Raw genomic sequence first — 10,994 nt, forward strand, 5'->3', positions numbered from 1 at the left:
GGTGCGCGCGTACCGGCAGGCGCTCGCTGCGCGGCCCGCGCCCGAGTACGCCCTGGAACTGGGCGAGTTGTACGAGTCCCTGAAGCTCGGCGCGGACGCGCGCGCCCAGTACGACGCGCTGCGGGCGCGGGCCGCCGCGCAGGGGGCGCACGGGGTGGACGACGCGCTGGTGCTGGGCCGGTTCGAGGCGGACCACGGTGACCCGGAGTCGGCGGTGGCGCGGCTGCGCGCCGAGTGGCGGCGGGCGCCGAGCGTGGCGGTCGCCGATGCGCTGGGGTGGGCGTTGCACCGGGCCGGGGACGACGACGGGGCGATCGGGCTGCTGCGGCGGGCCACGGACCGGCAGAAGGGCGGTACGGTGCGGTCCGCTGTGGTCATGTACCACCGGGGTGAGGTCGAGCGGGAGCTGGGCCTGTACGGGGCCGCGCGGCGGCACCTCGGGGAGGCGCTGCGGATCAATCCGGCGTTCTCTCCGCTGTACGGGTCCGTTGCGCGGGAGGCGTTGGCGGCGCTCGGGGAGCCGCCGGAGGGCGGCCCCGAGCAGATGTGGCCCCCACAACCGAAGGCCCCACCACTCAAGCGGACCCCGCCGAAGCGCCGTTGATTCGTCGACGGCGGGCGGGCGCGGGCCCGGTGGGACGTCTCGCGCAGTTCCCCGCGCCCCTGAAACACCGACTGCGTCTGCCGGGTCGGGCTTTCATCGCGGACTACGGGCCTCGTCGTGGTTGCTCGCGCAGTTCCCCGCGCCCCTGAAAGGCATGCGCTTCGCGCAGCCTTCCCCCGGCGGGGAGATGCCGCACCGCAGGTGCGCATCTCAGGGGCGCGGGGAACTGCGCGAGCAACCACGACGAAGCCCGCGCTCGAGAACGCACCGCCACCCGGCAGACGCCCAGGGGCGCGGGGAACTGCGCGAGAAGCCCCACCGGCCCGCACCCGGTGGACGGACCCGATCGGCGGGGCCGGCCGTCAGACCAGGGCCGTTCCGATCAGGCCGTTGCGGGTGACCAGGGTGGCCAGATCCGGCTCGGAGAGGGCGTCCGTTCCGGCGGGACGCCTCGGCAGGACCATGTAGCGCGTCTCCGCGGACGAGTCCCACACGGTGACCTTCACACCCTCCGGCAGCGCCACCCCGAACTCCGCGAGAACCGCCAGCGGCTCCCGCACGACCCGCGACCGGTACGCCTCGCTCTTGTACCAGCCGGGCGAAGGACCGAGCAGCCGCAGCGGGTAGCAGGAGCAGAGCGTGCACACGATCACGTTGTGGACGGAGTCCGTGTTCTCGGCGACCCGCAGCCGCTGGTGCTGAACTCCTCCCGCCGCGAAGCCGAGTTCACCGACCGCGGCCGCCCCGTCCGCCAGCAGCCGCTCCTTGAACGCCGGATCGGTCCAGGCGCGGGCGACCACCTTCGCCCCGTTCACCGGCGACGCCCCGGCCAGGAACCCGTCGATGACCTCGTCGACGGTGTCGCCGCCGACGATGCCCCGCTCCTCCAACAGGCTCTCCAGGAGCCGCACCTGACGGGAGATCACCGCGTCGTCGTGGTCACCGGACATCGGCGTCGGCCTTCCTCAAGTAGCTCTCGGACAGGTCGAGGACGACGTCGTGGTCGCCCTCGCCCCACAGATCACGCGCCGCGAACCGCACCGCGTAGACCATCTCGACCGGCGCGTCGTCCCGGCCCTGCGAGCGGATGTCGGCGAGCGGCGCCCGCCCCTCCGGCTCGACGACGACGCCGAGCTTGCCGCGCGCGTACCGCGGCAGCCGGGTGTGGTGCGGCGGGTCGTGCCGGTAGGTGCGGACCACGTCACCGGGTGCGTACGCGAGTCGGTCAGGCATGGTCGAGCACCCCCGCCTCGATCACGCCCTTGCGTTCGAGGAGCGTGCGGATGGCGTGGAACCAGCGCTCGTAGTACGAGGCCGCCAGGTATGCGGCGGGCTCCATCGTCTCGATCGCGTCCCGGAACTCGTCCAGGTTGAAGACCTTCTTCACGAGCAGCGCGCGCTGGAGCGCGAAGACACGCGCCTCCCAGTCCGCGTGGAAGGGTTCGGCGTCATCGGTGGTGTCGATGGCGCCGAACCCGGTCATGCCGCCTACGTCGTTCATTCTGGCCATGCGGCCAGCTTAGGAGCGCGGATCAGAGATTTCCGCGCTTCTCCTGCTCCCGCTCGATCGCCTCGAACAGGGCCTTGAAGTTGCCCTTTCCGAAGCCCATGGAGCCGTGCCGCTCGATCATCTCGAAGAAGACGGTCGGCTTGTCCTGGACCGGCTTGGTGAAGATCTGCAGCAGGTAGCCGTCCTCGTCGCGGTCGACGAGGATCTTCAGCTCGCGCAGCGTCTCGACGGGGACGCGGGTCTCGCCCGCCCACTCGCCGAGGGTGTCGTAGTACGAGTCGGGGGTGTCCAGGAACTGGACTCCGGCCGCGCGCATGGCCCGTACCGACGCGACGATGTCGTTCGTGGCGAGCGCGATGTGCTGGACACCGGCGCCGCCGTAGAACTCCAGGTACTCGTCGATCTGGGACTTCTTCTTGGCGATGGCGGGCTCGTTGATCGGGAACTTGACCTTGAGGGTGCCGTCCGCGACCACCTTCGACATCAGCGCGGAGTACTCGGTCGCGATGTCGTCGCCCACGAACTCCTTCATGTTCGTGAAGCCCATGACCTTGTTGTAGAAGGCCACCCACTCGTTCATCTTGCCGAGTTCGACGTTGCCGACGCAGTGGTCGATGGCCTGGAAGGTGCGCTTGGCCGGCGGCTCGACGATCGGGTCGGCGGCGTCGAAGCCGGGCAGGTAGGGGCCGTCGTAGCCGGTGCGCTCGACGAGGGTGTGGCGGGTCTTGCCGTACGTGGCGATGGCGGCGCGCACGACGGTGCCGTGCTCGTCCTTCGTCTCGTAGGGCTCCTGGACGCCGCGGGCGCCGTGCTCGACGGCGTAGGCGTACGCGGCGCGCGCGTCCGGGACCTCGATGGCGAGGTCGACGACGCCGTCGCCGTGCGCCGCAACGTGCTCCTCCAGGAAGTGGCCCCAGTCGGTGGAGGCCTTGATGACGGAGGTGAACACGAAGCGGGCGGAGCCGTTGGTGAGGACGTAGGAGGCGGTCTCGCGGCTGCCGTTCTCCGGTCCGGAGTAGGCGACGAGCTTCATGCCGAAGGCCGTCGAGTAGTAGTGCGCGGCCTGCTTGGCGTTGCCGACGGCGAAGACGACCGCGTCCATCCCCTTGACCGGGAAGGGGTCGGCCTGCCGGGCGGTGTCGGGGGCACTTGCGGAGGACGAGTGTGTGGTCTGCGTCATGTCTGGAGGCTCCCGCCGTTCCACAAGGTGCGCAATAGTTTGCGTATTCACTGGGCAATCTGACCAGTGGCGGGTCCGTTTCTGCGGGCTCTGTGTACAGGATGACCATCTCGGAGGCGTGCATGGCGATCGATCATCTGGACGGGCGACTGATCCTGCTGCTCGCGCGGGAGCCGCGGATCGGCGTCCTGGAGATGTCGCGCCGTCTCGGCGTCGCGCGCGGCACCGTGCAGGCCCGCCTGGACCGGCTTACCTCGAACGGAGTCATCCGCGGCTTCGGCCCGCAGGTCGACCCGGCCGCGCTCGGCTATCCGGTCACCGCGTTCGCCACCCTGCAGATCCGGCAGGGCCAAGGTGCCGACGTCAGGGCCCATTTGGCGACCGTGCCCGAGGTCCTCGAACTGCACACGACGACCGGCAGCGGCGACATGCTGTGCCGGCTCGTGGCCCGCTCGAACGCGGATCTCCAACGTGTGATCGACCTGGTTGTCGGTTTTGATGGCATCGTCCGGGCTTCCACGGCGATCGTCATGGAAAATCCCGTTCCGCTGCGGATCATTCCGCTGGTGGAGCAGGCGTCGGGAGATTCCTGACGGCCCAGCGGAGCACCGCCCGGCAGCGAGGCGCGATGGACTTCCGGGACTGCGGTTGGGGTGGCCGATGAACTTCTGGGACTACCTGGTCAACCGGCACCAGCAGCTGCTCGCCGACGCCTACCAGCACGCCAGCGCGGTCTTCCAGTGCATGGTCGTCGCCACCCTCATCGGGATCGTCATCGCCGTGGTCACGTACCGCAGCGACTGGGCGGGCAACCTCGCGACGACGGCGACCTCCACCATCCTGACCATCCCGTCGCTCGCCATGATCGGTCTGCTCATCCCGATCGTCGGGCTCGGTGTCGCGCCGACCGTCATCTCCCTGACCCTGTACGGGCTGCTGCCGATCGTGCGCAACGCGATCGTGGGCCTGCGCGGCGTCGACCCCTCGCTGATCGACGCGGCGAAGGGCATCGGGATGTCGCGCGCGGCCCGGCTGTTCAAGGTGGAGCTGCCGCTCGCCTGGCCGCCGATCCTCACCGGCATCCGGGTCTCCACCCAGATGCTGATGGGCATCGCCGCCATCGCCGCGTACGCCTCGGGCCCCGGCCTCGGCAACGAGATCTTCCGCGGCATCGCCTCGCTGGGCAGCGCCAACGCGCTCAACCAGGTGCTCGCCGGCACCCTCGGCATCATCGTCCTCGCCCTGCTCTTCGACGCCGCGTACGTCCTCGTCGGACGCCTGACCATCCCGAGGGGGATCCGTGTCTGAATCCGCAACCGAGACGCAGGCGTCCGGGGCCAGCATCGAGCTGGAGAACCTCAGCAAGCGCTACCCGGGCTCGGCCGACCCGGCCGTGGACAGCGTCAACATGGAGATCAAGGCGGGCGAACTCATCATCTTCGTCGGCCCGTCGGGCTGCGGTAAGTCGACGACGCTGAAGATGATCAACCGGCTGATCGAGCCGACCGGCGGCCGGATCCGGATCGGCGGCGAGGACGTCACCGACATGGACCCGGTGAAGCTGCGCCGCAAGGTCGGCTACGCGATCCAGTCCTCCGGCCTCTTCCCGCACATGACGGTCGCGCAGAACATCGCGCTGGTGCCGAAGATGGTCGGCTGGTCCAAGTCGAAGATCAAGTCCCGGGTCGAGGAGATGCTCGACCTGGTCGGCCTCGACCCGGGCGAGTTCCACGGCCGCTATCCGCGCCAGCTCTCCGGCGGCCAGCAGCAACGCGTCGGCGTGGCACGGGCGTTGGCCGCCGACCCGCCCGTTCTCCTGATGGACGAGCCGTTCGGCGCGGTCGACCCGATCACCCGCGACCACCTCCAGGACGAGCTGATCCGGCTCCAGCACGAGCTGCACAAGACGATCGTCTTCGTCACGCACGACTTCGACGAGGCCATCAAGCTGGGCGACCGCATCGCCGTGCTGCGCGAGAAGTCGCACATCGCGCAGTTCGACACCCCGGAGGCGATCCTCACCAACCCGGCGGACGACTTCGTCTCCGGCTTCGTGGGCGCGGGCGCCGCCCTGAAGCGGCTCAACCTCACCCGCGTGCGCGACGTCGAGGTCACCGACTATCCGACGGTGCAGGTCGACGACCCGCTGCAGGACATCTTCAACAAGCTGCGGGCGGCCGGCACCAACGAGCTGCTGCTGCTCGACAAGCGCGGCCGCCCCTACAAGTGGCTGCGCCGCGGCGACCTGATGCGCGCCAAGGGCTCGCTGGCCCGCGCGGGCACCCTCGTGCACGACACCGTGACCTGGGACGCCACCCTGCGCGACGCCCTGGAGGCGGTGCTCACCGACAACGCGGGCCGGGTCGCGGTGACCGGGCGGCGCGGCGAGTACGAGGGCGTCGTCGACATGGAGACGCTGATGAACTCCGTGCACGAACTCCTGGAGGCGGACCGGCTGGAGGCCGTCGAGCACCAGCACGAGCTGGAGGAGCAGCGGTCCCTGCAGACGCAGCAGGAGCAGGAGGGCTCCCAGGCCGCCGACGGAGAGGCGAAGGCGTGAACAGCCCTGCCAAGAAGAGCGCACGCCCCGACGGGGAGCACGAGGTCAAGGGCCTCGCGTTCCGCGACGAGGGCGAGGGCGAGCAGGAGACGACGCCGCCGTCGTCGCCGGACCGGGAGCCGCGGCGCATCACCTGGCAGAAGCTGACGTTCCTGCCGGCGGTCCTCGTGGTGGTCCTGCTGATCACCTGGCTGTGGTTCCGCAACGCCGACCTCGACTCGATCTCCGAGAACGCGCTGTCGGGCGGCCAGGTGTGGAAGGCGCTGCGCCAGCACATCAGCCTGACCGTGATCTCCACGTTCTTCGTGCTGATCATCGCGATCCCGCTGGGCATCCTGCTGACGCGCAAGATGTTCCGCAAGGCCACCCCGTTCGCCCTGATGCTCGCCAACATGGGTCAGGCGACCCCGGCGATCGGCCTGCTGGCGCTGCTCGTCATCTGGCTCGGCATCGGCGAGAAGACCGCCCTGATCGGCATCATCATCTACGCGATCCTGCCGGTCCTCTCCAACACGATCGCGGGTCTGAAGGCCAACGACCCCACGCTCCTGGAGGCCGCGCGCGGCATCGGCATGTCGCCGGTGGGCGTGCTCACCAAGGTCGAACTCCCCCTCGCCGTCCCGCTGATCCTCGCCGGCGTGCGCACCGCGCTCGTCCTCAACGTCGGTACGGCCACCCTCGCCACGTTCGGCGGCGGTGGCGGGCTCGGCGTCCTGATCACCACCGGGATCACCAACCAGCGCATGCCGGTGCTGATGCTCGGCTCGATCCTGACGATCGCGCTCGCGCTGCTCGTGGACTGGCTGGCGTCGCTGGCCGAGCTCCTGTTGCGGCCGCGCGGGCTGGAGGTGCGCTCATGAGGTACCGCGTACGTGTGGCGACGGCGGCCGGCAGCGCGCTGGCCCTGCTCGCCCTCGCCGGGTGCGGTCTGACGAGCGGCAGCCCGCTGGTGGACGACGTGCAGCCGGGTTCGGTCGGCAAGGGCGAGCCCCTGGACGGCGCGAACATCACCGTCACGTCGAAGGAGTTCACCGAGCAGCTGATCCTCGGCGCGATCATGGGCATCGCGTTCAAGGCGGCCGGCGCGGACGTCCTCGACCGGACCGGCATCCAGGGCTCCATCGGCGCCCGTGAGGCCATCAAGTCCGGTGACGCCGACGCCATGTACGAGTACACGGGCACGGCCTGGATCACCTACCTCGGCAACTCCGATCCGATCCCGGACCCGCAGAAGCAGTGGGAGGCGGTGCGCGACGCCGACAAGAAGAACGGCATCACGTGGCTGCCGCAGGCCGCGCTCAACAACACGTACGCGCTCGCCATGAACGAGGCCAACTTCAAGAAGTACGGCACCAGGACGCTCTCCGACGTCGCCGCGCTGGCCAAGTCGAACCCGGGCGCGGTCACCCTGTGCGTGGAGAGCGAGTTCGCCAACCGCGCGGACGGGCTGCCCGGCATGGAGAAGGCGTACGGGATGAAGCTGCCCGCCGGGAACATCACGCAGATGGACAGCGGCATCATCTACACCCAGGCGGCCAAGGGCAGTTGCACGTTCGGCGAGGTCTACACGACCGACGGCCGGATCAAGGCGATGAACCTCCACGTGATGGAGGACGACAAGAAGTTCTTCCCGAACTACAACGCGGCGCCCTCGATCAACACCAAGGCGCTGGACAAGTATCCGAAGATGGCCGAGGTCATCGAGCCGATCACGAAGAAGCTGGACAACACCGTCGCCCAGGAGCTCAACGCCAAGGTGGACGTCGACGGGCAGGACCCGCACGACGTCGCGAAGGACTGGCTCGTGAAGGAGGGCTTCGTCAAGGAGTGAGCCCGCGGCGGGTCAGCACTTCGGGACGGCGCCCGAGCCCTTCTCCAGGTTCGTCAGCGCGGTCACCGTGGCCTTGAGCGTGGTCGCCGGGATCAGCCGCATCGAATCCGGCGCCGACGCCTTCGCGTCCGCGCACTCCGCCTTCGGTACGAGGAAGACGGTGGCGCCGTCGCGGTGCGCGGCCTGCACCTTCAGGGACACGCCGCCGACCGCGCCGACCTTGCCGTCGTCGTCGATGGTGCCCGTGCCGGCGATCGACTTCCCGCCGGTGAGGTCGCCGCCGCTGCCGTCGCCGTCGAGCATGTCGATGATGCCGAGCGAGAACAGCAGGCCGGCGCTGGGACCGCCGACGTCCCCGAGCTGAAGGGTGACCTTCACCTTGCCCGAGTCGTCGCCCAGGTACGCCAGGGCGGCCTCGGTGGCGGCGTCCTGCGAACCCTTCATCTCCTGCTGGTTGTGCTTCTCGATCTCCTTGGTGGAGCCGCCCGACGGGTACACGGAGTCGCGCGGCATGACGGCCCGGTCCTCCCGGAACCAGCCGTCGACCACGTCGCCGAGGTGGACGGAGGCGTCGGGACCGGTCGCCACGATCGTCACCGCGCGGAGCGCTCCGCTGGTGTCGCGGGTGGGGGCGCCGGTGATCTCGATGACGGGTTTGCCCCCGTCCTTGCCCAGCACGTTCGTGGTCGGGCCCGGCTGTGCCACGGAGAAGGGCAGCGGGGCGAATCCGGCGACCGCGAGCAGCGCGATGACCGGGAGCGCGCACAGGGTGAGGGCAGCGGGGCGGCTGAGGCGGTTGAGCACGGCCCCGACTCTAACGTTTCGCCCCGCCGGGGTGCGGGCGGGTGCGGCTGCGCGGGCCTTCTCGCGCAGTTCCCCGCGCCCCTGAAGACCGACTGCGTCTGCCGGACCACGACCTGCGGGCCGGTGGGGGTTGCTCGCGCAGTTCCCCGCGCCCCTGAAGGCATGCGCTGCGCGCAGCCTTCCCCGGCCCGGAGATGCCGCACGAAGTGCGCATCTCCAGGGGCGCGGGGAACTGCGCGAGAAGCCCCACCGGCCGACGGTCGAAGTCGGGTTTTCAGGGGCGCGGGGAACTGCGCGGCCAGCCCCCGCCGGCCCGCAGCCGAGATTGGGGGTTTCAGGGGCGCGGGGAACTGCGCGAGCAACCCCCGCCGGCCCGCAGCCGGCTACGGACGGAGCAGGTCACGGCGGGACGTCGTGAAGCGGTGCAGTGGGTCCGGGAGGGGGGTGACCCCGATTCCCGGGCCCCGCGGCACCACCAGATGCCCGTCCGCCAGGACGAACGGCTCCGTCACGTCCTCCGCGAAATACCGGCTGGAAGCAGACGTGTCGCCGGGCAACGTACACCCGGGCAACGCGGCGAGCGCCAGGTTCGGCGCCCGCCCGATCCCGGTCTCCAGCATCCCCCCGCACCACGCCGCCACCCCGTGCGCCGCGGCCACGTCGTGCACCCGCCGCGCCTCCAGGTACCCACCGACCCGCGCGGGCTTGATGTTGACGACGCGGCAGGCGTCCATCGCGATGGCGGAGGCGGTGTCCCGGGCGTTGTGGAGGGACTCGTCGAGACAGACGGGCGTGGAGATGCGGCGCTGGAGCAGCGCGTGCGCGTGCAGGTTGTTCTCCTCCAGCGGCTCCTCGACGAGCAGCAGCCCGAACTCGTCCAGCCGCCGCAGGTGCTCCGCGTCGGCGAGGGTGTACGCCGTGTTGGCGTCGACCTGGAGCGGCAGTTCGTCGCCGAAGCGCTCGCGCACGGCCCGTACGGGCGCCACGTCCCAGCCCGGCTCGATCTTCAGTTTGATCCGGACGTAGCCCTCGGCGAGATAGCGCTCGACGTCGTCGAGGAGCTCGGGCACGGACTCCTTGATGCCGACGGAGACGCCCGCGGGCACCCGGTCGTGGACCGAGCCGAGGTACGTGGCGAGGGACATGTCGTGGGCGCGCAGCTCCGCGTCGAGGACCGCCGTCTCCAGGGCCGCCTTCGCCAGCTCGTGCCCCTTGATCTTCGCCATGGCGGGGCCGAGCGCGGCCGTCGTCAGCTCGGGCAGGGCGGCGACGCGCGGCAGCAGGAAGTCGCGGATCACGGTCTCGGCGCCGGACACGTACTCGGAGCAGTACAGCGGTTCGGGATCGGCCGCGAACTCCGACCAGCCCTCCGCCTCGTCGGTGACGACGTGCAGCAGGAAGGTGTCCTTGGTCGTCATCGTGCCGAACGACGTGCGGAACGGGGTGACCAGCGGGATCGCGACGTGCAGCAGTTCTACGTGGTCGAGCTTCATGCGGGGGTCCCCTCCCGGGTCAGGGTGTACCAGCCGGCCCGGGACAGACCGGTGGCGGTGCGGCCCTCGGCGAAGGCGGCCGTGAACACGTCGCGCACGGCGCGGCGCCAGCGCAGCGCGAGCGCGGGGTCGGCGGCGCGCAGCTTCACGATGTCGTCGGGCACCCGGCACCAGACGGTGGCGCCGTCGGTGCGGGCGAGCGGGTCGCCGTCGGGGGCGGTGGCGAGGACGGTGCCGGTGGGGGCGGGCGGCTCCTGCGGGGGGCGCGGGGCGGCCAGGTCCCAGGTGACGGTGAGGCGGTCGGACTCGTCGCCTTCGTTGAGGCCGTCGGCCATCGGACCGTAGAAGTCGACGAGGTACTCGGTGCCCGCGGCGCCCAGCTTGACCAGGTTGAAACGGGCGTTGCGGGCCACCAGCGGGTCGAACGTCCAGCGCATGGTGCGCGCCCCGCGCGCCAGCGCCCACTCCCGCTGCGCCTGCTTCACCGCGACACCCACGCCCCGGTCGCTGGTGCGGGCGGCCGCCACGAACGAGTACACGTCCCGGGCCGCCGGCTCCCCGAACACCGCCACGGCCGCACCGCACAGGTCCCCCGCCGCGGTGTAGGCGGCGTGCACGGCGCCGCCCGCGTGCACCAGGCTGTGCAGCACCTCGGCCGGGTAGGGCGGGGTGGCGCGCGGGGTCTGCCACACGTCGCTGAAGAAGTCGGCCACGGCGGCGATGCGGGGCACCTCGTGAAGGGTGCGGACGGTGACACCGGTTGTCGTCATGGTCCGAGTCTCGGCGGGACGGACGCCGGAAAGGTTGTCCTGCGGGACAACAGGTGCCTAGGGTCGTGGTGCGATCGGCCAAAAGAGCTGCGCCGTAGCGAAAGGTTCCCGATGGACACCCCCACCCTCAGTGATCTGCTCGACGTGCTCGGGGGCTCGTCCGTGCGGGCCGTCACCGCGCCCGCCGGGCTCGGCGCGATGGTCGGCGAGGTGCTGCTCCACGACGCCGGCGCGCCGCTGCC

At 70.6% G+C, this 10,994-nt stretch carries 12 protein-coding genes and 1 pseudogene; 6 read left to right on the forward strand and 7 right to left on the reverse strand.

Annotated features, from left to right (window positions below; genetic code table 11):
- Positions 1–604: pseudogene (locus RBJ77_RS07790) on the forward strand (hypothetical protein); the annotation flags it as partial.
- Between the two features lie 362 nt (positions 605–966).
- Here the strand turns inward: RBJ77_RS07790 and nthA are convergent.
- The 4 genes from nthA to hppD are packed head-to-tail and all read right to left on the reverse strand — an operon-like array spanning position 967 to position 3,294.
- Positions 967–1,554, reverse strand: coding sequence for a nitrile hydratase subunit alpha (gene nthA / locus RBJ77_RS07795; RefSeq protein ID WP_372344268.1), 588 nt, complete (start codon positions 1,552–1,554; stop codon positions 967–969).
- Positions 1,544–1,837: an SH3-like domain-containing protein gene (locus tag RBJ77_RS07800; RefSeq protein ID WP_255981514.1), complete on the reverse strand. Its 294-nt coding sequence runs from the start codon at positions 1,835–1,837 to the stop codon at positions 1,544–1,546. Before RBJ77_RS07800 ends, nthA begins: the two co-directional genes overlap by 11 nt.
- Entirely contained in the window at positions 1,830–2,114 is a 285-nt protein-coding gene (locus RBJ77_RS07805; RefSeq protein ID WP_255981512.1) for an SH3-like domain-containing protein, read from the reverse strand. The genes RBJ77_RS07800 and RBJ77_RS07805 overlap by 8 nt, the downstream gene beginning before the upstream one ends.
- Before the next feature lie 22 nt (positions 2,115–2,136).
- Positions 2,137–3,294: a 4-hydroxyphenylpyruvate dioxygenase gene (gene hppD / locus RBJ77_RS07810; protein ID WP_372344269.1), complete on the reverse strand. Its 1,158-nt coding sequence runs from the start codon at positions 3,292–3,294 to the stop codon at positions 2,137–2,139.
- A gap of 122 nt (positions 3,295–3,416) precedes the next feature.
- Here hppD and RBJ77_RS07815 point away from each other — a divergent pair, with 122 nt between their 5' ends.
- The 5 genes from RBJ77_RS07815 (at position 3,417) to RBJ77_RS07835 (ending at position 7,685) form a co-directional block, all read left to right on the forward strand.
- Positions 3,417–3,887 carry an Lrp/AsnC family transcriptional regulator gene (locus RBJ77_RS07815; RefSeq protein WP_255981526.1) on the forward strand — a complete coding sequence of 157 codons (471 nt, stop codon included), beginning with the start codon at positions 3,417–3,419 and terminating at the stop codon, positions 3,885–3,887.
- A 67-nt stretch (positions 3,888–3,954) separates the two neighbouring features.
- Complete coding sequence (locus RBJ77_RS07820) at positions 3,955–4,602, forward strand: ABC transporter permease (protein WP_255981508.1); 648 nt, start codon at positions 3,955–3,957, stop codon at positions 4,600–4,602.
- Positions 4,595–5,854 carry a betaine/proline/choline family ABC transporter ATP-binding protein gene (locus tag RBJ77_RS07825; protein WP_372344270.1) on the forward strand — a complete coding sequence of 420 codons (1,260 nt, stop codon included), beginning with the start codon at positions 4,595–4,597 and terminating at the stop codon, positions 5,852–5,854. The genes RBJ77_RS07820 and RBJ77_RS07825 overlap by 8 nt, the downstream gene beginning before the upstream one ends.
- Positions 5,851–6,714 carry an ABC transporter permease gene (locus RBJ77_RS07830; protein ID WP_372344271.1) on the forward strand — a complete coding sequence of 288 codons (864 nt, stop codon included), beginning with the start codon at positions 5,851–5,853 and terminating at the stop codon, positions 6,712–6,714. Before RBJ77_RS07825 ends, RBJ77_RS07830 begins: the two co-directional genes overlap by 4 nt.
- Positions 6,711–7,685, forward strand: coding sequence for a glycine betaine ABC transporter substrate-binding protein (locus RBJ77_RS07835; protein ID WP_372344272.1), 975 nt, complete (start codon positions 6,711–6,713; stop codon positions 7,683–7,685). Before RBJ77_RS07830 ends, RBJ77_RS07835 begins: the two co-directional genes overlap by 4 nt.
- Positions 7,686–7,697: 12 nt before the next feature.
- Here the strand turns inward: RBJ77_RS07835 and RBJ77_RS07840 are convergent, their stop codons facing one another.
- The 3 genes from RBJ77_RS07840 to RBJ77_RS07850 all read right to left on the reverse strand — a co-directional run bounded on the left by RBJ77_RS07840 (position 7,698) and on the right by RBJ77_RS07850 (position 10,752).
- On the reverse strand, positions 7,698–8,489 hold the full coding sequence (locus tag RBJ77_RS07840; protein ID WP_372344273.1) for a S16 family serine protease: 792 nt from the start codon (positions 8,487–8,489) through the stop codon (positions 7,698–7,700).
- 383 nt (positions 8,490–8,872) lie between these two features.
- Entirely contained in the window at positions 8,873–9,982 is a 1,110-nt protein-coding gene (gene menC / locus RBJ77_RS07845; RefSeq protein ID WP_372344274.1) for an o-succinylbenzoate synthase, read from the reverse strand.
- Positions 9,979–10,752 carry a chorismate synthase gene (locus tag RBJ77_RS07850; RefSeq protein ID WP_372344275.1) on the reverse strand — a complete coding sequence of 258 codons (774 nt, stop codon included), beginning with the start codon at positions 10,750–10,752 and terminating at the stop codon, positions 9,979–9,981. The genes menC and RBJ77_RS07850 overlap by 4 nt, the downstream gene beginning before the upstream one ends.
- Positions 10,753–10,994 lie beyond the last annotated feature (242 nt).

Origin of the sequence: Streptomyces sp. KL116D (assembly GCF_030766975.1) — a bacterium.
GTDB classification, from domain to species: Bacteria; Actinomycetota; Actinomycetes; order Streptomycetales; family Streptomycetaceae; genus Streptomyces; species Streptomyces longispororuber_A.

Excerpts from the sequence above, each read along its gene's own strand:
- nthA (WP_372344268.1), bottom strand. The coding sequence starts at position 1,554 with ATGTCCGGTGACCACGACGACGCGGTGATCTCCCGTCAGGTGCGGCTC.
- RBJ77_RS07800 (WP_255981514.1), bottom strand. The coding sequence starts at position 1,837 with ATGCCTGACCGACTCGCGTACGCACCCGGTGACGTGGTCCGCACCTAC.
- RBJ77_RS07805 (WP_255981512.1), bottom strand. The coding sequence starts at position 2,114 with ATGGCCAGAATGAACGACGTAGGCGGCATGACCGGGTTCGGCGCCATC.
- hppD (WP_372344269.1), bottom strand. The coding sequence starts at position 3,294 with ATGACGCAGACCACACACTCGTCCTCCGCAAGTGCCCCCGACACCGCC.
- RBJ77_RS07815 (WP_255981526.1), top strand. The coding sequence starts at position 3,417 with ATGGCGATCGATCATCTGGACGGGCGACTGATCCTGCTGCTCGCGCGG.
- RBJ77_RS07820 (WP_255981508.1), top strand. The coding sequence starts at position 3,955 with ATGAACTTCTGGGACTACCTGGTCAACCGGCACCAGCAGCTGCTCGCC.
- RBJ77_RS07835 (WP_372344272.1), top strand. The coding sequence starts at position 6,711 with ATGAGGTACCGCGTACGTGTGGCGACGGCGGCCGGCAGCGCGCTGGCC.
- menC (WP_372344274.1), bottom strand. The coding sequence starts at position 9,982 with ATGAAGCTCGACCACGTAGAACTGCTGCACGTCGCGATCCCGCTGGTC.
- RBJ77_RS07850 (WP_372344275.1), bottom strand. The coding sequence starts at position 10,752 with ATGACGACAACCGGTGTCACCGTCCGCACCCTTCACGAGGTGCCCCGC.